The following is an 18,090-nucleotide window of genomic DNA, read 5'->3' as shown; positions in this document are numbered from 1 at the left end:
CGGTCACTTCAATCACTATTCGATTTTGTTATGTTAGAAGTGGTAGGAGTAATTTCAAAGCTCGTATCATTCATTAGAAGTTCTTCTTCGAGAACCTTTAGCTTTTTCTTAAGAACGTATGATTCTTGCATTACAGTTAAGGTTAATTGATCTACTTGTTCTTCTAAAACCTTCACCTTATCCCGACCAAAAAAAGAAATGATTAACAATATAATTGCTATAGAAAGTAAACCAATAATTGCATATTCCATACTATATTCACCTCATTATTCTTCCTCACTATTAAATAGTATCGTACAATTATATAAGAAACAATGCGAACTTTGTATGAGAAAGTCAATTTTGTCTAAAAATAGTACTAGAAATTCCTTTTTTAAAATGGTATGATAGGTAAGTCTGATTAAAGCTTTAATGTTTGGAGGGAAATCAACATGCGTGTTAAAATCACTTTAGCTTGTACTGAAACTGGTGATCGTAACTATATTACAACTAAAAATAAGCGTAATAACCCTGACCGTCTTGAAGTTAAAAAATATAGCCCAAGACTTAAAAAGGTAACATTACATCGCGAAACAAAGTAACAGTAGGGAAGCAATTTCCTGCTGTTTTTTTTATAAAAAAGGGGGAAGTGATTTGGAAACCAAGAAAGTATTACGAAAAGAAATGAAAGAACATTTGCAGTTAATCGATGATTCCTTTTTAAAAATCTGGTCAAAAAGTATAACTGAAAAGATTATTACTTTACCTGAATGGAATCATGCTAAGACAATTGGTATCACTATTTCTGGAAAGCATGAAGTAAATACGGAAGAATTAATTAAAATGGCGTGGAAAGCAAATCGTAGAGTTGTTGTCCCCAAATGCATACCTTCGACAAAAAAGCTTGTTTTTCGCGAAATAACATCTTTTTCTCAATTGGAGGTGGTCTTCTATGGATTAAAAGAACCGATTGAAGATCAAACAAAAGAAGTTGACCAGGGAGATATTGATTTACTAATTGTTCCAGGACTTCGTTTTACAAAGGAAGGATACCGTCTGGGCCATGGCGGTGGATATTATGATCGCTTTTTAACAACCTATGAAGGGAATACCATTTCCCTAGCCTTTGATATTCAAATAATTGATTCCTTACCAATTGAAACTTTTGATTTGCCTGTTCAAAAAATAATTACAAATGAGCAAATGATTAATTGCAATGAATAACATACTTACTCTAATCATCGTAAATATTATAGTTGCTATTGCAGGTTGGAAACAAAAATCGCTTACTATTTCAGGTAGTATCGCAACTATGATTGTCGGTACCCTTGTATCAATTGGATTTGGCTACAAAGGACTTATCATATTAGGTGTATTCTTTGTAAGTTCGAGTATGTGGAGTAAATATAAGAAAAAACAAAAGCAAGCGGTAGAAAATAAGGTCGCAAAAGGGGACCAACGGGATTTTATTCAAGTCTTTGCAAATGGTGGAGTTGCAGCTATTGCAGGGATATTATATACAGTTACGCAATCAAATGTATGGATATACGTTTTTATTGGGTCTATCGCAGCTGCTTGTGCTGATACGTGGGCTTCTGAGATTGGAACCCTAAGTAAACGAAAGCCAATTTTGGTGTCAAAGCTAAAAAGGGTAGAAGCTGGTACATCTGGAGCTATTTCTATTTTAGGGACAATTGCGGGTTTTGCAGGAGCTGTTGTTATTGCATCGTTCTCCTATTTTTTATGGGATGGGATTCATTTTTATTCATTGGTAATTTTATCATTGATTGGATTTATTGGAAATATAATTGATACGGTGCTTGGTGGATATGTACAAGTATTATATAAATGTACAAACTGTGGAATTGAAACAGAAAAAATTTCACATTGTGGGAAGAAAACAACTTATCTAAAAGGAATTTCTTTTTTTAATAATGATGTTGTTAATTTTTTATCAATTTTCCTCGCTTCACTATTAGCTTTTGTCCTTTTTAATTCTATATAGTGGGATAAAAATAAATAAAAAATCAAACAGTATATGTAGGAGGGATTTAAATGTTAAGTGTATTAACTCGTATTACTCTTCTCGTTGCTGGAATTTATGCGTTATATCGTTATCGATACCGAATTTTTAATCGAGTATTTGGAAATGCAATGATTCGCAAGCTATTCATAACAACTTCAATGAAAGTCCCGTATATTAGAAATCGAATGATACACCAAGCTTTTCGTTAAACTATTTTGTGGCCTGTTGAATTGTTCAACAGGTTTCTCTTTTGCTCTTTCAGAAATTTTCAAGTAGCATTACCAAAACAATGAAGTTTATAATACAATAATATAAAGAAGTGTTTGAAGTTAGATGACTCTCTATTTGAGGGGGAGAAAAATTGTTTAAGCAAGATTTTACATATTGGAAGATGATCCATAGTTTATTAGTAAATGGTGATTACCGAATCCTACAAATATCCCAGAGCAATAATGAAATATGGTTGGAATCTACACAAAAGAATAAACCGAGAATTATCCGACTTCTCCGTTATGATCTGGATTGGAGTAACTGGATGCAAAGGGATATGGAAATTACTGCCGCAAAAGTTGAAAAATTAAGGCAAAAACTTTTTCTTCGGAAAATTGAAGCGTTAAATATTTATATCTCAACATATTCACCAGTAGATGACTGGCATTTTCGAGTTGAAAACCCACTTCAAACGGGGAAAAAGCAGCAAACATCACTACAATCAATTGTAATAACTTCAGAGGATGAAGAGCAAGGACTAGCTTTGTTTGCAGAAAAGGTTCAGATCTTGCTAGAAATTGAAGATGATGGATCACTTATTGACGAAGCAAAAATTGAAATATTAAAACGAGAAACGATAACAATCGCAAATCAACGGGCAAAAGCCGACCAAAAACTTTTTCAGAATGGAAAACCTTTTTTTACATATCTTTTAATCGCCATACAGGTTATTATGTTTGGTATTTTAGAGTTAAATGGTGGCAGCACGAGCACAAACACATTAATTAAGTATGGTGCCAAGGAAAATCTGCTCATCTTAGATGGGGAATGGTGGCGATTCTTTTCTCCGATGTTTTTACATATAGGCTTTTTTCATTTGTTAATGAACACAGTCGCCCTTTACTATTTAGGAACTGCAATCGAACGAATATTTGGGAAGCCTAGATTTCTATTGATATACATATTCGCTGGATTCTCAGGAAGTCTAGCAAGCTTTGTATTTAGTCCAGCATTATCTGCAGGAGCATCTGGGGCTATTTTTGGCTGTTTTGGTGCACTATTATTTTTCGGAATGACATACCCCTCATTATTTTTTAGAACGATGGGGGCAAATGTAATTGGAGTTATAATTTTTAATCTCATCTTTGGCTTTGTTGTACCAGGCATTGATAATGCCGGACATATTGGTGGATTAATCGGAGGGTTCTTAGCAACAAGTATTATACAATTACCGAATCATCAACAATATGTAAAACGAGCGGTTGGATTAATTGTTACTGTCACATTATTGCTTAGCATGTTTTATATCGGGTATGAAATTCAACCCCAGTCAAATAATCCTCAATTTGTGTTAAAAAAGGCTCAGAAGGAAGTAGAAGCAAATAACTTTGAAGAGGCGTATCAATTGCTACATAATATTGTAGATGAGGGTGAACCTTCAGCAGAGCTTTATTTTTACTTGTCGGTTGCAGAAATCAAGCTTGGAAAGTTCGAACAGGCGAAGGAGCATTTAATAATTGTCACAAATGAAGAACCAACATTATCTGAGGCGCATTATAATCTTGCGTTAGTTTATATTCAATTACAGGATTATAAAAGTGCAAAGGAATCTGCTGAAAATGCTGCCAGTGCTAATCCAGATAATGAAAGCTATAAAAAATTAATAAAAGAATTAGAGGAAGTTATCGGATCTACAGATTAAATGTAATAAATAGAGGGTGAATGTGTGAAAACCATATATGATGTTATGCAGTTTCTGAAAAAGTATGGAACGATTATATATATAGGCGACCGTCTTGCAGATCTACAATTAATGGAAGACGAGATGAATGAACTATACAACTCGCAATTAATAGAACAAAAGGACCATCAAATGGCTTTATTTCTGCTAAGGCAAGAGATAGTAAAGGAAATGGAAAAGAGGACTAAAAATTAATAAAAAGATAAAGGATAGGTGAAGGGGAATGAACGAGAAACAACTGATTGGAATTGATTTGGGTGGAACGACGATAAAAATGGCATTTATAACTCAGCAAGGTGAAATTATTAAGAAGTGGGAAATTCCTACTGATAAAACAGGTAAAACAATTATCACAGATATTGCGAACTCTTTACTAGAAAAAATGAACGAATCAAACCTAACAAAAGATCAATTTATTGGAATTGGAATGGGTGCACCAGGTCCAATTAATTTTACTGATGGAATCGTATACGAAACATCGAATTTAGGATGGAAAGACTATCCTTTAAGGGACGAGCTTGAAGAAAAAACAGGTCTAAAGACTGTAATAGATAATGATGCAAATATAGCAGCAATAGGTGAAATGTGGAAAGGTGCAGGGGAGGGAGCACTTGATGTAATTTGTGTTACCCTTGGAACAGGTGTTGGTGGCGGATTAATTTCGAATGGTGAAGTGATCCGAGGGACAAATGGTGCAGGCGGTGAAATTGGACATATGACTTCTATCCCAGAAGGTGGTGCTCCGTGTGGATGTGGAAGAACAGGTTGTCTTGAAACAGTGGCATCAGCAACTGGTATTGTAAGACTTGCAACTGAGGCAGTCAAATCAACTACTCAAAGCAGTATATTGCGTGATGAATTTGAAAGTACTGGAGAAATATCAGCAAAAGCAGTTTTTGATGCAGCAAATGCAGGGGATAAGCTAGCTAATGAAGTAATTGATGAGGTGACATTCCATTTAGGTCTAGCTATTGCAAATGTTGCAAATAGTCTTAATCCAGAAAAAATTGTTATTGGTGGAGGAGTATCGAAGGCGGGAGAAGGGTTGTTAAAGCCATTGAAGGATCAGTTTTCACGATATACCTTTCCGAGAGTTAGAGACACAGCGGAAATTAATATTGCTACATTAGGAAATGATGCAGGTGTAATTGGTGGAGCATACTTAGCAAAAACAAAAATTCCAACGTTATGAAAATGTGGACAAAAGTAGTATCTTTTCAATAAGACATTAGTAGTAAGAAAGAGAGATTTCAAGGGTTGAAATCTCTCTTTTTATTTCGTTCAGAAAATTCATATTATTACTACTTTTAATATCTATGAAACTTTCGTGTCTTTCATACGTCTAATATGAGTATATTGGAAAAGGTAAGTATATCCATACTATTCTATAAAAATAGGTTTTAATTACGATTGATTTTATGTAAAAAAAGTATTAAGATATTGTTTAGCTATCCCAGTGATTTGCCTAATAATGGAATTAATTACTCCGCTGGTCTTGAAAACAAGGAGGTAAATGAGATGATTAAATCATCTTTAACAAAATCTAGATTTTTGTTTTTAGCAACAGTCTTATTGTGGATAAAAACATATATTGTCTATAAAACTAGCTTTGATATTAAGATTGAATCGGTGATGCAAGAATTTATCCTGTTCATAAATCCATTAAGTTTTCTTTTGTTATTTTTTGGATTATCCTTATTTATTAAAGAAAAACGAAGAAACATGTTTATCATTATTGCAAGCTTGATTTCTTCAATTGTTTTGTATGCCAATGTAGTATTTTATCGGTTCTTTACCGACTTTCTAACTTTACCGGTGTTATTTCAGACAAGTAATATGTCTGATCTCGGAACGAGTATTACTGGTAATTTAGAAATGACAGATCCACTTCTCTTCATTGATGTATTAATCCTTTTTCTCGTCAATAAGTATAAACCGTCATTTACCATTGCGAGGGATATTTCAAAAAGGGAAAGAAGGGCTTATTTCGTTCTTGTAGCAGCTGTATTCTTTTTTAATCTTGGATTAGCAGAAGCAGAACGACCTGAATTATTAACCCGCACATTTGACCGTGAACTATTAGTTAAAAATATTGGTACGTATAATTATCAAATATATGATATTGTCCTTCAATCCAAATCGTCAGCACAGAGAGCTTTGGCAGATAGTAGTTCATTTGTAGAAATTGAGAACTACTTGAATGCAAATAATAAGGAGCCGAGTGATAAATTTGGAATTGCAAAAGGTAAAAATGTTGTAATTATTTCAATGGAATCACTTCAAAATTTCGTAATCAATGAGAAAATTGATGGAGAAGAGATTACACCTTTCTTGAATCAGTTTATTAAGGAAAGTTACTATTTTGACAATTTTTATCACCAGACTGGTCAAGGAAAAACGTCTGATTCCGAATTTTTATTAGAAAATTCATTATATCCACTTGGAAGAGGGGCTGTATTCTTTACCCATGCTTCAAATGAATATACTGCAACTCCAGAAATAATAAAGGAAAATGGCTATTTTTCATCTGTTTTCCATTCAAATAATAAAAGCTTCTGGAATCGAGATATTATGTACAATTCATTAGGTTATGACAAGTTTTTCGATGTTGAGAGTTATGAAGTAAATGAGGAGAATTCAATAGGATGGGGATTAAAGGACAAAGAGTTTTTCGAACAATCGATAGACCTTTTAAAAACTCAACCTGAACCTTACTATTCAAAATTTATTACATTAACTAATCATTTCCCATTTGAACTTGCGGAAGAGGATAAAATGGTAAATGAGTACACATCAAAAAGTCGTACCTTAAATCGATATTTTCCAACAGTACGTTACATGGATGAGGCAATCAAAACGTTCATTAATCGTCTAAAAGAAGAAGGTATGTATGAAAACACGATCTTCGTTCTTTACGGGGATCATTATGGAATTTCTGAAAACCATAATAAAGCAATGAGCCAGTTCTTAGGGAAAGATGAGATTACACCATTTGATTCTGTTCAATTACAGAAAGTACCGTTCATTATTCATATCCCTGGTGTCACTGATAAAGATCCACAGGTAATCTCTAAGGTTACAGGTCAAATAGATCTGAAGCCGACGATTTTAAGTTTACTAGGTGTAGATACTTCGAATGATGTTCATTTTGGTTCTGATGCATTTTCTGAAGATGATTTAGAGCTTACTATTTTAAGAGATGGCAGTTTCATAACAGACAAATATGTGTATACCTCAAATACTTGCTATGACAAAGCAACTGGACTGGAAACAGAAGAAAACTATTGTGAACCTTTTGTAGAAAAGGTTAATACGGAATTAGATTTCTCTGATGAAATTGTTTACGGTGATTTGCTTCGTTTTTATAACGGAACATCATATGAAGAACAATCTGGTGACAGAGAAAGCAAATAAATAAAGCTTTGACTCTTTTGATGGGGTCAAAGCTTTTTAGTATGAGTGCGTGTTCAAAAAGGAGGATAAAAAGGACCGAGAAGTTCGAGGCGGCGCAGCTTTGAGCAGCGGAACGTATGTAGTTAATACGTGAGCAGCGGAAAAGCAAGCTAACGAAGAAATTCGATGTGTCATTTTTACCGGACTTTTTGAATATCCTCAATAGAATGATTTGTGATCTGGATTCATATGGTATTATCAGGAAACTTGAAGGCTTGAAGGAGGATGGAAAATGAAGGTGCTTATACGAAATGGTGATTCATTTTGGTATTATAGTCAGTTATTTAAAGTCCCACTACAGCTAATACTGGATTCAAACAAGTCATTAGATCCAACAAATTTACAAATTGGTATAGAAATAGAGATACCAGGATTTGAAATGATGGAATATAAGGTTAAATTTGGCGATACATTTTGGAAACTTGCAAAATCAATAGCAATCCTGCCAGATGGCTTATCACTAATGAATCCGGATGTTGACCCTGAGCATTTAGCTGTTGATGAAATCATTAATATACCTACTCGTATTATCTCTCCAATCGTTAATGCTAATCGACCTTATGATTATCAGATGATGATGGATGATATAAAAAAACTCCATGCTATTTATCCGTTTATTCGCTGCGAGGTTATCGGAAATAGTGTATTGGGGAACAATATTCCAGAAATACAAATTGGCAGTGGAGCCAAAGTTGTTCATATAAATGGGTCTTTCCACGCAAATGAATGGATCACGACAAATGTGATTATGAAGTTTCTTAATGATTACTTATTAGCCTTAACCAATATGTCTCCGATTAGAGGTATGTCTATTCAACCGTTTTATTTTGATACAATGTTGTCAATTGTTCCAATGGTTAATCCAGATGGTGTTGATTTGGTTTTAAATGGACCCCCAGAGCACGAGCCGCATAAGAGTAAGGTTGTTGAAATAAACGAAGGTAGCTTACATTTTCAAAACTGGAAAGCAAATATTCGAGGTGTTGATTTAAATAACCAATTTCCTGCAAAGTGGGAAATTGAAAAGGAAAGGAAGCTACCAAAGAGCCCTTCCCCGAGAGATTACCCTGGTGATGCGCCGTTAACCGAACCAGAGGTTAATGCGATGGTCAAGTTAACAAAGGAGAGAAAATTTACACGTGTATTAGCTTTTCATACACAAGGCGAGGAAATATATTGGGGCTATGAGGGTCTTGAACCACCTAATTCACAGCTTATTGTGAATGAATTTTCACGGGTAAGCGGTTATAAAGCTGTCCGGTATGTGGATAGTCATGCAGGGTATAAAGATTGGTTTATCCAGGAATGGCAGCAGCCTGGTTTTACTATTGAACTTGGAGAAGGTGTAAATCCACTTCCACTAACTCAATTTAATGAAATATATCAAGAAAGCTTAGGAATATTACTGGCTGGAATTTACATGTAATAGTTTTAACTATATATAAATAGCCGCGCTTGTCGGCTTTTTTCTATTAGAGGATGTTCAAAAAGTCCGGTAAAAATGACACATCGAATTTCTTCGTTGGCTTGCTTTTCCGCTGCTCACGTATTCACTACATACGTTCCGCTGCTCAAAGCTACGCCGCCTCGAACTTCTCGGTCCTTTTTATCCTCCTTTTTGAACACACACTATAATTATTTATTGTAATGAAACTTTTTTAGTTGCATAATCGTAGTATCTATTAAAGAGGTGAGAGAGTTGATGAGAGGTTTAATAATCATACTTAGCGTGTTCTTTTTTTTGACAGGCTGTGATTCTCATCAGCTGTATGAATCAAGTGATGTACCTATGAGTAGTGGTAAGGATGTGACTAAAAGCCCAGTACCAATAGAATTTCTGGGAGATAATCGGCCGATAAAAACCCTAGACATGAGCGGTGAAGCTTTCAATACAGTTGGTGAATGGTTTGACAATGAAAGTATATTGTATGTCAGTGACCGTGGTGAGGGTGGTTCAGACATTTACCGATATAATATTTATACTGGCGAAAAGAATTTATTTATCACAACATCTGCTCCTGTCATTACAATGAAGGCAAATGAAGATCATTCCTTATTTTTTCTACATACATCAAACTCAAGCAATGTCGCAGAAATTATCATTGTAGATAAAGATGGGAATAGAAGATTTGAAAAGAAAATAGCATCCACAGATATTATATATAGTTGGAATCCATATCAAAATAATCAAGTATTTGTGACTTCCTTTTTAGAAGATTGGTCTTTTCAAACAAATTTAGTCGATATTCAGAACGGTACAATGGAGAAGTATAATGTACCACAGCCCTTTATTCAATGGATCGATCACAGCCATATTTCTTATTTAAAATGGAACCCTAATGAGCTGGACTTCTTTGCTCCTTTGTTTACATATGATCTAAAAACAAAAACAGAAGGACCACTATTTGAAAATATCATCTCATTTTCAACCTTCAATCAACTAATGGTTACAATAGAAGTTGATATGGAGCATGAATCTTTTGGAATCTATCGTTTTTATCATACTGATTCAAAAAAGAAATTGCAGGAAATGAGGCTTCCGTTATTAACGGATTATTCAAAATGGAATATCCCATTTAATGAATATGTCCCTAGTCAACAAATGTATTTTACTTTTAGGCCCTATTCAACAGGTTCGTTTGATACGTATTCAGAAAAGTATGAGTTAGTGTCGAAGAGTATGTCTTCTGGGAAAGAGGAAGTTATTTTGGAAAAGGTGAACGATGAGCCAATAAGTTTTTCGCCAGATGGCTATCTCGCTTTATATGGTTACCGTTTTGAAAATATTATTGATATAAGAGAGAAGAAAATTATTCCACTCATTAAATGATAAAAGCCATCGGAAGAGATCCGATGGCTTTTTTTGCGCGTGTGCTTTTCTATTTGTCCAGCTCCAGCGCCTTTCGTTTTAGTGCGCTGTTGGGAATCCATCTTTAAAAAGTGTCATAAAAGTGAACCATCCAAATACAACTACAGTTCCTAATGCAAATAATAAACCGAGAAGGTTTTTACTACGTAAGGAACGTACTACCCCAAATGCAGCTACAATTACTACTAGAGCAAATATTACCATTAGTCCCATGTATCTTACCCCCTTGCATCATTTTCAAAGACTATTTTGTTGAAGTAATCTTATCATATTTTCCCCATATAAAGAAAATATACAACTATTTATTATGTAATGATACATATATATTCACTCTATATTTTAATCGTTTTACATCTGTTTGTCGAGGTATAAAAGTGACACTTCTTGGACAATTGATAGATTCTTTTTTGATTACACGTAATAGTGTACAATTAAGTAAAGGAGTGGAGATAATTAATGAACATGAAATGGCAAAGAATCCCGTTAGGTCCATTACAAACAAATGCATACATACTATCAAATTCAAATAAGGATTGTATCATTTTTGATCCGGGTGGAGATGCACAAAAATTACTTTCAATTATTAAGCAACAACATTTAAAACCGATTGCAATTTTATTAACACATGCTCATTTCGATCACATTGGAGCACTTGATGGTGTTCGAGTCATTTGGGATATTCCTGTATACATTCATGAGAATGAAAAAATGTGGCTTAAAGATCCAGCATTAAATGGCTCACTCTATTTTATGCCAGGCCATGAGATTTCTGTGAAGGAAGCAACACATCTTCTAAAAGAAGAGGGTGAAATTACTGTTGGTTCTTTCAATTTCTCACTTTTTAATACACCAGGACATTCACCAGGCAGTGTGTCCTATTATTGTAAGGATATAGGTGCAGTCTTTTCAGGGGACGCATTATTTGCAGGGAGTATTGGTCGTACAGACCTACCAGGTGGAAATAGTGAACAATTATTATCAAGCATCCATAAAAAATTATTAACACTAGCAGAGGATACAATTGTCTTATCAGGACATGGACCAGAGACTACAATTGAGGCTGAAATGGATCAAAACCCGTTTTTACATGGATTTTAACCAAGAAGTAATAAAAAACCCCACTCAAGGAGCCGGGCTTTTTAGGGATATTACATTGTATAATGGGAGGGATTTCTTTTAAGCTACTAATGATACAGTATAATAAAGTTACCACTATGTCAATAGTGTAAAATGATAAAGGTGAGACGATGTTACAATTATTAAGGGATTTTATTAAACGTTCTGATCATAATGAAATTACATATGAGCAATTCATGAATATTGTCTTATATAACCCTCAAAAGGGCTATTATATGAGTGAAAAAGAGAAAATTGGAACCCGTGGGGATTTTTTAACGAGCAGCAATATTTCGAATGTTTTCGGTACGCTTTTTGCATCTATATTTATGAAATTAATAAATGAGGAAGGTATTCCTCCATACATATGTGAAATTGGTGGTGGAAATGGCCGCTTTGCAAATGCTGTTTTAGAACAATTAAAGGAGATTTCCCAAGATGCATATGACAAAGTAACCTATCTTATAATCGAAACCAGTCCTTATCATAGGAGCCTGCAACAAGAGATACTACCTATTGGTAAGAAGGTTTTGCAATATAGTAGCTTAGCAGAGGCAAAAGTTGATTATCCTGGTTTTAGCGGAATTATATTTTCAAATGAATTATTTGATGCATTTCCTGTTAGGGTAGTTGAAAAAGTGGATGATGATTTATTTGAAGTGAAAATAACGACTAATGAGGAAAATCAACTTATAGAAACTTTTTCCCCATTAATTGCTGAGGAAATTAGTTCGTATATAAAAGAATATGATGTTCAACTAACAAATGGTCAACGCTATGAAATACCTTTGGCGATGCTTCAATATATAGATGAAATGAATCACTTTTTGAAAAGTGGTGTGATTTTTACTGTGGATTACGGATACATAAAAGAGGAATGGGAGGAACCAGCACATCGTAGGGGGAGCCTAAGGGGATATTATCAGCATCAATTAATCGATAATCCACTTTTAAACCCTGGGAAAATGGATCTAACTACTCATATTCATTTTGGTAGTTTGGTTCAATACGGTGAGAAAAGAGGCCTTGTATTCGTCAATAAGATGAGACAGGATGAATTTTTATTGAAGGCCGGAATCCTTACCTATCTCCAAGATCATTTTGATACTAATCCATTTTCGGAGACTAGTAAGCAAAATCGTGCAATACGGTCAATGATTATGGATGGAGGAATGAGTTCAGCCTTTCACGTGGTCATCCAGCAAAAAGCAATTCAGATAGATTGGCCAAATTCTTGAGGGCAACATCAAGTTAAATCACATACTTTTAGACTGTAAAATTATAGAGAAAAAAGAGATTCTCTTGGAAAACACCTACTTTTGAATAAATTAGTCGATAGGCGGAATTTCTCCGACTATTTATCAGCTCGGGTGAACTATAAAAATTTTTATTTTTCTACTTCTGAATCGAACTACTTAGGTAGATTGGAGAAATCTCATAAAATAAAAAAGCGATGGGATTCCATCGCTTTTTTTAGTGGCCTGCACCTGGGGTCATCATAAATGTTGTCCAATAAGAGAAGGCACAGAAGAAAATAGTTAAGTAAGCGCCAAAAATGTAAATATACATTTTTTCAGACAATTTTAAGTAACTTAAAAGAACGAAGAATCCTGTTTGTGCGAAGAACATCAACGCAACAACATTCATACCGCCTAGGTAAAACATTACAGAAAAAATACCAGTCCAAAATCCTAAAACACGGTACATACGATCCATATGTATTCCCCCCTTTATAACACTAAGTAAACATCATTACTTATTATAATGTAACATTTACCTAAAAGTAAACATTACTTTGCAACAAAAGCTTTATATCTGCACGATTCACAACCAAGCATCATGTTATCAGCTTCTTGTAATTCGACATCATCAAAAAGCAAGTCAAACATTCCGTTTAGAAATGAATAATGCATTCCACAAACAGCCTCAAAGTTTTCTTTTGCAATTTCTTTAAATGGACAGTTATTTATTTCAAGAAATACTTTTGTTTTATCCTGATTAAAGCTTAACTCTGGATAAAATCCTGCAAGTGTCGAAGCTGCTTTTAAAATATCTAATTTTTGCTCGAAAGTTAAGTCATGTACAGAATTAGCTGAAGCAGGCAGATGGTGCCTAATTAGTTCTTCTCCAAACTTTTTTCCTGTTTCTTCTAGTGCTTTTCTTCCAATTTCCCCAAGTGAGGCCATTGTTTCAATTGTAATTTTTGCTAGCAATTGATAATCGCGAAATGGAAAGTTAAGTTGAATTAGATCATCTGATAATTTGTATAATCTACTTGGTCTTCCTCCTTTCCCTGTTTTCTTTGTTTCAGAAACCAGCATATTAACATCCTCAAGCTTAGTTAAATGAAGCCTTGCCACATTGGGATGGATATCGAAGGAATCAGCAATTTCCTGAACTGTTACATCTTCTTTTCTTTTAATAATATATTGATAAATATAATAGCGGGTTGGATCTGATAATACATTTGTAATTTTTAAAGTCTGCTCCATCCTCTTCACTCCTAGACCCTATAATACCTTATTATAATATACCCAATCATTGTATTTAACTTGTAAACCTTATTTGTTGGAAAATGTTCACATCTTTTAAATAAAAAAAATATTTTAAAAATAAAGAAGGATTTTGTAAGTTCTTGTAGAATTAAGAAAGGGCAAGAAAAAATAGAATAAAGGAGTGAAGCTTTTGAGTGTTATTGAACAGCTGGGTGATCGTTTGATCGAGGAAGCATGGGCAATGAATGCTTCTGATATTCATTTTATTCCTAGACTCAGTGATGCTGCGATTCAATTTCGGCTTGATAGTGATTTGTTTGACAAGCAGACAATTGCAAAAGATGTCTGCGAACGCCTAATCTCCCATTATAAATTCCTTGCAGGAATGGACATTGGAGAAAGGAGAAGACCCCAAAATGGTGCTATAACCATCGTCATAAAGGATATAGCGATCAATCTTCGCTTATCTACCCTACCTACACCCTACGATGAAAGCTTAGTAATCCGCATACTTCCAGAAAGTACACATTTTCCGCTTTCCAATCTTTCGTTATTTCCAAATACAACAAAAAAGATGCTCTCACTTTTAAAACATTCACACGGATTAATTATTCTCACTGGACCAACTGGATCAGGAAAAACAACTACATTGTATTCATTACTTCATGCGACTAAGAAGCTATTCAACCGAAATATTATTACGTTAGAGGATCCGATTGAAAAAAGAAGTGAAGATGTCTTACAAGTACAAGTGAATGAAAAGGCTGGAATAACGTATGCCCATGGATTAAAGGCTATACTTCGGCATGACCCAGATATTATCATGGTAGGGGAAATCAGGGATGCTGAAACTGCACAAATTGCAGTGAGAGCCGCACTAACGGGCCATTTGGTTTTAACAACGATGCACACCAGAGATGCTAAGGGAGCCATTTATCGACTTCTCGAGTTCGATGTCTCAATACAGGAAATTGAGCAAACCCTTATTGCAATTGCCGCACAACGTTTAATTGATATTAAATGTCCATATTGTGAAGGTAAATGTTCTCCAATATGTAAAAAGTATCGGCATGCAAGAAGAACCGGAGTATACGAGCTTTTGAATGGACGTGCACTTACAGATGTAATGAGAGAAGCGAAAGGTGAAAACGCAAAATATCCTTATAAAAAATTAAAGGATATTATTAAAAAAGGTATTGCATTAGGGTACCTATATCCCGATGCATTAGAGAGATGGGTGGTCGATGAAAAAGACAAGGAGTAATAAATGGACAATTAAGGAACAGACAATTTTTTTAAAACGGCTAGGTGAACTTCTGAATCAAGGCTATACATTTGTACAAGCAAGTCAGTTCTTAAGTATTCAGCTTCGGAAAAAATGTCAGGAGGATGTGGAACTTGTATTAGAGAAATGCAAACAGGGTGATTCACTATATGATATTTTTGGAGCGATTGGTTTTCACAAAGATATCCTTGGTTATTTATATTTTGCAGAAAAACATGGTGATATTTCATTTGCACTAATTGAAGGCAGCTCAATGCTTCAAAAAAAACTACAACATACCGAAAAGTTCAAAAAAATTGTTAGATATCCAGTTTTTTTACTCGTCTTTGTTGGATTTATGTTTATGATGATTGAAAAAATATTATTACCACAGTTTCAAAGCTTATATTCCTCGATGAATTATCAAGAAAATATACTCACAGAACTTTTGTTTAACCTCTCATCGCTCAATCATTCTTTCCTATTAATCATTTTATTTCTTTTTGTCAGTGGTTTATTATTTTATCTCATTTACTTCAGGAGATTAACCTCTGGAGCAAAAATGAAAATGATATTGAAAATCCCAATCATTAAAGGATTGACAATCTTATTAAATTCACACTTTTTTTCTGTTCAATTAAGTAACCTCTTAAAGGGCGGACTATCAATTTATCAATCCTTATCAATGTTTGAACAACAAAATCATTCGCAGTTTTTTAAGGAAGAGGCAAAAGAAATGAAACGATTATTACTTGCGGGAGAACGATTTGACTTAATCATTCAAACACGGGACTTTTACGAGAAAGACCTTGCAATGGTTATTTCACATGGCCAATCAAATGGTAATGTTGCCAAAGAGCTACATCATTATAGCCAATTTATTCTACAGCAAATCGAGGAAAAGGTTACTAAATTACTGACAGTTGTTCAACCACTATTATTTTCGATGATCGGAATCATTATTATGCTAATGTATGCAGCAATTATGGTCCCGATGTTTCAATTAATAAATGGAATATAGAAAGGAAGATTCATATGGGACAAAAGGGTTTCACGCTAATAGAAATGATGATCGTATTGCTGGTGATCTCGATACTACTTTTAATCACTATACCAAATGTAACGAAGCATAATTCTGTAATAAATAATAAAGGCTGTGAGGCTTATGTGAAAATGGTTGAAGCTCAGGCTCAAGCATATGAAATTGAAACAGGAAAATTTCCTACATCTATTACAGATTTATTTGACGGAAAGTATTTAAAAGCAGAAGATGCAAAATGTCCGAATGGAGATACCGTTACAATTAATAATGGGGCTGTAACAGTTACTAAGAATGAACCATAATGAAAAAGGCTTTACATTAATTGAATCCCTCCTCGTACTTTCAATCTTAACGATCATTACATCGATTGTGATACTTCAGTTAAAACCACTTCATGATTCCAGAAAAATTGATTTTTTCCTTGAGCAGCTTCAAGATGATATATTCTACAGTCAGCAATATGCGATTAGTCATAGTGAGCAAGTGAATGTTATTTTTAATGAAAATGACCATAACTATCACATTAGGAGTGGCAAGAGAAACGTAATTATTCTAGATCGTGAGTATGATGAATCGATTCAAATTGATTACGCAACTCTTGGAACGACTTTAACTTTTAATGCCAATGGGAACATCCGGAAATCGGGTACAATTCGGGTGAAATATAAAGATGCCATTTATAAAATTACTTTTTTATTAGGAAAGGGGCGTTTTTATGTTGCTAAAATGTAAAAAAGGTTTCACATTGCTCGAGATGTTAATCGCACTTACGATTTGGCTACTACTCTGTACGGTATTTTTACCGAAGCTAACGGTTATTTTAATTGAACGGAAAAATATTGAAATTATGAATACCGGAAATAAAATCCTTAGTGAAGAATTAGCTCAAGCTTTTCAAGATACTTGGTTTGAAGTGGGAGAAGAGGTTATTGTGAAAGAAAATTATAGCTACGTGCTAATGAGGGAATTGAATGAAAATATTCAGAAATGGGAAGTTTGTGTATCCTGGACGGATAAACGAAATCGCATTGTTGAAAGGTGTGGATATGCTGGAAAATGAAATCGGATAAAGGCTTTACCTTTATTGAAATGCTTTTAACCTTTTCTGTTTTACTTGTCATCCTATCGTTCATATCCCCATTCCTTCACGTCATTTCGAAAAATACAAATGTACAATTTAATAAGCTTGAATGGGAGGTCTTTATTCAACAGGTCAAGATGGAAATACGAGAAACGAACGAGGTTAAAATTAATAAAAACAATCATTCAGTTACATTTACTAATCATGGTGGGCAAACAATTCTTTATGAAAAGTATGGGGATAAAATTAGAAGGAGAGTAGATGGTGCTGGTCACGAATTATTGCTTCAAAAAATAAATAGTGTTACCTTTCATAGCAAAAATAATACGATTATCATTTCGGTAATGTCGAATGATGGCGATCGTTTTGAAACAAATATCTCATCATTCAAGCAGATAGAGGTAAATTATGTTGAATAATGAAAAAGGTTTTATTTTACCAGTTACAATCATTATTTCATTCCTATTTTTTCTTATTTTCACGTTTCAAGTGAATATATATTTGACTGAGAAGGGATTTTACAAGGAAACAGAGGAATTAATGGTATTAGAAAATCTTATGCAATTGGGAGTTGGTGATGTCCAGTTAGAGCTTGGTGGACTTAATGAGCTGCGTAATCCGATTAGTAATGAATTTCAATATCCAAATGGAACAGTCTCATATAATGCAGTTACACTATCTGAAACAACCTTGGAAGTTATGATTATTTGTAGTACAAAAAATTCACGAAGGTACAGAGCTCAGTTTGAGTACGATGGTGTGGAAAAGAAAATTACCAAATGGAATGAATATCATTAGAAAAGAGGAGAAAGCA

General features: G+C 34.2%; 23 protein-coding genes. 19 read left to right on the top strand and 4 right to left on the bottom strand.

Annotated features, from left to right (window positions below):
• Positions 1 to 8: 8 nt before the first annotated feature.
• On the bottom strand, positions 9 to 251 hold the full coding sequence (locus MJG50_RS06315) for a hypothetical protein (protein ID WP_240253763.1): 243 nt from the start codon (positions 249 to 251) through the stop codon (positions 9 to 11).
• Positions 252 to 431: 180 nt separating this feature from the next.
• On the opposite strand from MJG50_RS06315, the gene rpmG reads away from it, so the two are divergent.
• From rpmG to MJG50_RS06265, 10 genes are all read left to right on the top strand, one after another.
• A complete protein-coding gene (gene rpmG / locus MJG50_RS06310) occupies positions 432 to 581 on the top strand; it encodes a 50S ribosomal protein L33 (protein ID WP_057998762.1) in 150 nt (49 codons plus the stop codon).
• Between the two features lie 52 nt (positions 582 to 633).
• Positions 634 to 1,203 (top strand): 5-formyltetrahydrofolate cyclo-ligase, encoded by a 570-nt coding sequence (locus MJG50_RS06305; protein ID WP_240253761.1) that lies wholly within the window; start codon positions 634 to 636, stop codon positions 1,201 to 1,203.
• Complete coding sequence (locus tag MJG50_RS06300; protein ID WP_240253760.1) at positions 1,196 to 1,984, top strand: DUF92 domain-containing protein; 789 nt, start codon at positions 1,196 to 1,198, stop codon at positions 1,982 to 1,984. Before MJG50_RS06305 ends, MJG50_RS06300 begins: the two co-directional genes overlap by 8 nt.
• Before the next feature lie 50 nt (positions 1,985 to 2,034).
• The gene (locus tag MJG50_RS06295; protein WP_240253758.1) at positions 2,035 to 2,214 is read left to right on the top strand and encodes a hypothetical protein; all 180 of its coding nucleotides are present in this window, start codon (positions 2,035 to 2,037) and stop codon (positions 2,212 to 2,214) included.
• Positions 2,215 to 2,366: 152 nt separating this feature from the next.
• A complete protein-coding gene (locus MJG50_RS06290; RefSeq protein WP_240253756.1) occupies positions 2,367 to 3,917 on the top strand; it encodes a rhomboid family intramembrane serine protease in 1,551 nt (516 codons plus the stop codon).
• Between the two features lie 24 nt (positions 3,918 to 3,941).
• Positions 3,942 to 4,151, top strand: a complete 210-nt coding sequence (locus MJG50_RS06285) for a YqgQ family protein (protein ID WP_345893212.1) — start codon at positions 3,942 to 3,944, stop codon at positions 4,149 to 4,151.
• 28 nt (positions 4,152 to 4,179) lie between these two features.
• A complete protein-coding gene (locus tag MJG50_RS06280; protein ID WP_240253754.1) occupies positions 4,180 to 5,148 on the top strand; it encodes an ROK family glucokinase in 969 nt (322 codons plus the stop codon).
• Positions 5,149 to 5,474: 326 nt separating this feature from the next.
• Positions 5,475 to 7,370 carry an LTA synthase family protein gene (locus tag MJG50_RS06275; protein ID WP_240253752.1) on the top strand — a complete coding sequence of 632 codons (1,896 nt, stop codon included), beginning with the start codon at positions 5,475 to 5,477 and terminating at the stop codon, positions 7,368 to 7,370.
• A gap of 271 nt (positions 7,371 to 7,641) precedes the next feature.
• Positions 7,642 to 8,835 (top strand): M14 family metallopeptidase, encoded by a 1,194-nt coding sequence (locus MJG50_RS06270; RefSeq protein ID WP_240253751.1) that lies wholly within the window; start codon positions 7,642 to 7,644, stop codon positions 8,833 to 8,835.
• A gap of 276 nt (positions 8,836 to 9,111) precedes the next feature.
• The gene (locus MJG50_RS06265; RefSeq protein ID WP_240253750.1) at positions 9,112 to 10,239 is read left to right on the top strand and encodes a YqgU-like beta propeller domain-containing protein; all 1,128 of its coding nucleotides are present in this window, start codon (positions 9,112 to 9,114) and stop codon (positions 10,237 to 10,239) included.
• A 78-nt stretch (positions 10,240 to 10,317) separates the two neighbouring features.
• Here MJG50_RS06265 and MJG50_RS06260 read toward each other — a convergent pair whose 3' ends face one another.
• The gene (locus tag MJG50_RS06260) at positions 10,318 to 10,491 is read right to left on the bottom strand and encodes a DUF2759 domain-containing protein (RefSeq protein WP_240253749.1); all 174 of its coding nucleotides are present in this window, start codon (positions 10,489 to 10,491) and stop codon (positions 10,318 to 10,320) included.
• A 249-nt stretch (positions 10,492 to 10,740) separates the two neighbouring features.
• Between MJG50_RS06260 and MJG50_RS06255 the strand changes: the two genes are divergently transcribed.
• Positions 10,741 to 11,376: an MBL fold metallo-hydrolase gene (locus MJG50_RS06255; protein WP_240253912.1), complete on the top strand. Its 636-nt coding sequence runs from the start codon at positions 10,741 to 10,743 to the stop codon at positions 11,374 to 11,376.
• Between the two features lie 149 nt (positions 11,377 to 11,525).
• Positions 11,526 to 12,632: a class I SAM-dependent methyltransferase gene (locus MJG50_RS06250; protein WP_240253748.1), complete on the top strand. Its 1,107-nt coding sequence runs from the start codon at positions 11,526 to 11,528 to the stop codon at positions 12,630 to 12,632.
• 235 nt (positions 12,633 to 12,867) lie between these two features.
• Here the strand turns inward: MJG50_RS06250 and MJG50_RS06245 are convergent, their stop codons facing one another.
• Complete coding sequence (locus MJG50_RS06245) at positions 12,868 to 13,110, bottom strand: DUF2626 domain-containing protein (protein ID WP_240253742.1); 243 nt, start codon at positions 13,108 to 13,110, stop codon at positions 12,868 to 12,870.
• 74 nt (positions 13,111 to 13,184) lie between these two features.
• Entirely contained in the window at positions 13,185 to 13,886 is a 702-nt protein-coding gene (locus tag MJG50_RS06240; RefSeq protein WP_240253734.1) for a helix-turn-helix transcriptional regulator, read from the bottom strand.
• Positions 13,887 to 14,079: 193 nt separating this feature from the next.
• Between MJG50_RS06240 and comGA the strand changes: the two genes are divergently transcribed.
• The 7 genes from comGA to comGG are packed head-to-tail and all read left to right on the top strand — an operon-like array spanning position 14,080 to position 18,074.
• A complete protein-coding gene (gene comGA / locus MJG50_RS06235) occupies positions 14,080 to 15,153 on the top strand; it encodes a competence type IV pilus ATPase ComGA (protein ID WP_240253731.1) in 1,074 nt (357 codons plus the stop codon).
• On the top strand, positions 15,134 to 16,174 hold the full coding sequence (gene comGB / locus MJG50_RS06230; protein WP_240253729.1) for a competence type IV pilus assembly protein ComGB: 1,041 nt from the start codon (positions 15,134 to 15,136) through the stop codon (positions 16,172 to 16,174). Before comGA ends, comGB begins: the two co-directional genes overlap by 20 nt.
• A gap of 14 nt (positions 16,175 to 16,188) precedes the next feature.
• Positions 16,189 to 16,497 (top strand): competence type IV pilus major pilin ComGC, encoded by a 309-nt coding sequence (comGC, locus tag MJG50_RS06225; RefSeq protein WP_240253721.1) that lies wholly within the window; start codon positions 16,189 to 16,191, stop codon positions 16,495 to 16,497.
• A complete protein-coding gene (comGD, locus tag MJG50_RS06220; RefSeq protein WP_240253719.1) occupies positions 16,487 to 16,927 on the top strand; it encodes a competence type IV pilus minor pilin ComGD in 441 nt (146 codons plus the stop codon). Before comGC ends, comGD begins: the two co-directional genes overlap by 11 nt.
• The gene (locus MJG50_RS06215; protein ID WP_240253717.1) at positions 16,911 to 17,255 is read left to right on the top strand and encodes a type II secretion system protein; all 345 of its coding nucleotides are present in this window, start codon (positions 16,911 to 16,913) and stop codon (positions 17,253 to 17,255) included. Before comGD ends, MJG50_RS06215 begins: the two co-directional genes overlap by 17 nt.
• A complete protein-coding gene (gene comGF / locus MJG50_RS06210; RefSeq protein ID WP_240253715.1) occupies positions 17,252 to 17,695 on the top strand; it encodes a competence type IV pilus minor pilin ComGF in 444 nt (147 codons plus the stop codon). Before MJG50_RS06215 ends, comGF begins: the two co-directional genes overlap by 4 nt.
• Positions 17,685 to 18,074, top strand: a complete 390-nt coding sequence (comGG, locus tag MJG50_RS06205; protein WP_240253713.1) for a competence type IV pilus minor pilin ComGG — start codon at positions 17,685 to 17,687, stop codon at positions 18,072 to 18,074. Before comGF ends, comGG begins: the two co-directional genes overlap by 11 nt.
• Positions 18,075 to 18,090: the final 16 nt, after the last annotated feature.

Source organism: Fredinandcohnia quinoae (genome assembly GCF_022427965.1).
GTDB classification, from domain to species: Bacteria; Bacillota; Bacilli; order Bacillales; family Bacillaceae_L; genus Ferdinandcohnia; species Ferdinandcohnia quinoae.
The sequence above is the reverse complement of the archived record's forward strand: the minus strand, read 5'-3'. Positions and strand labels throughout refer to the sequence as shown.

What these genes read in the sequence shown, in the direction of transcription:
- MJG50_RS06260 (WP_240253749.1), bottom strand. Translation starts at nt 10,491, where the DNA reads ATGGGACTAATGGTAATATTTGCTCTAGTAGTAATTGTAGCTGCATTT.
- comGD (WP_240253719.1), top strand. Translation starts at nt 16,487, where the DNA reads ATGAACCATAATGAAAAAGGCTTTACATTAATTGAATCCCTCCTCGTA.
- MJG50_RS06275 (WP_240253752.1), top strand. Translation starts at nt 5,475, where the DNA reads ATGATTAAATCATCTTTAACAAAATCTAGATTTTTGTTTTTAGCAACA.
- MJG50_RS06265 (WP_240253750.1), top strand. Translation starts at nt 9,112, where the DNA reads ATGAGAGGTTTAATAATCATACTTAGCGTGTTCTTTTTTTTGACAGGC.
- MJG50_RS06315 (WP_240253763.1), bottom strand. Translation starts at nt 251, where the DNA reads ATGGAATATGCAATTATTGGTTTACTTTCTATAGCAATTATATTGTTA.
- MJG50_RS06245 (WP_240253742.1), bottom strand. Translation starts at nt 13,110, where the DNA reads ATGGATCGTATGTACCGTGTTTTAGGATTTTGGACTGGTATTTTTTCT.
- MJG50_RS06270 (WP_240253751.1), top strand. Translation starts at nt 7,642, where the DNA reads ATGAAGGTGCTTATACGAAATGGTGATTCATTTTGGTATTATAGTCAG.
- MJG50_RS06295 (WP_240253758.1), top strand. Translation starts at nt 2,035, where the DNA reads ATGTTAAGTGTATTAACTCGTATTACTCTTCTCGTTGCTGGAATTTAT.
- MJG50_RS06280 (WP_240253754.1), top strand. Translation starts at nt 4,180, where the DNA reads ATGAACGAGAAACAACTGATTGGAATTGATTTGGGTGGAACGACGATA.
- comGC (WP_240253721.1), top strand. Translation starts at nt 16,189, where the DNA reads ATGGGACAAAAGGGTTTCACGCTAATAGAAATGATGATCGTATTGCTG.
- comGG (WP_240253713.1), top strand. Translation starts at nt 17,685, where the DNA reads ATGTTGAATAATGAAAAAGGTTTTATTTTACCAGTTACAATCATTATT.
- MJG50_RS06255 (WP_240253912.1), top strand. Translation starts at nt 10,741, where the DNA reads ATGAAATGGCAAAGAATCCCGTTAGGTCCATTACAAACAAATGCATAC.
- MJG50_RS06250 (WP_240253748.1), top strand. Translation starts at nt 11,526, where the DNA reads ATGTTACAATTATTAAGGGATTTTATTAAACGTTCTGATCATAATGAA.
- MJG50_RS06215 (WP_240253717.1), top strand. Translation starts at nt 16,911, where the DNA reads ATGTTGCTAAAATGTAAAAAAGGTTTCACATTGCTCGAGATGTTAATC.
- rpmG (WP_057998762.1), top strand. Translation starts at nt 432, where the DNA reads ATGCGTGTTAAAATCACTTTAGCTTGTACTGAAACTGGTGATCGTAAC.
- comGF (WP_240253715.1), top strand. Translation starts at nt 17,252, where the DNA reads ATGAAATCGGATAAAGGCTTTACCTTTATTGAAATGCTTTTAACCTTT.
- comGB (WP_240253729.1), top strand. Translation starts at nt 15,134, where the DNA reads ATGAAAAAGACAAGGAGTAATAAATGGACAATTAAGGAACAGACAATT.
- MJG50_RS06300 (WP_240253760.1), top strand. Translation starts at nt 1,196, where the DNA reads ATGAATAACATACTTACTCTAATCATCGTAAATATTATAGTTGCTATT.
- MJG50_RS06240 (WP_240253734.1), bottom strand. Translation starts at nt 13,886, where the DNA reads ATGGAGCAGACTTTAAAAATTACAAATGTATTATCAGATCCAACCCGC.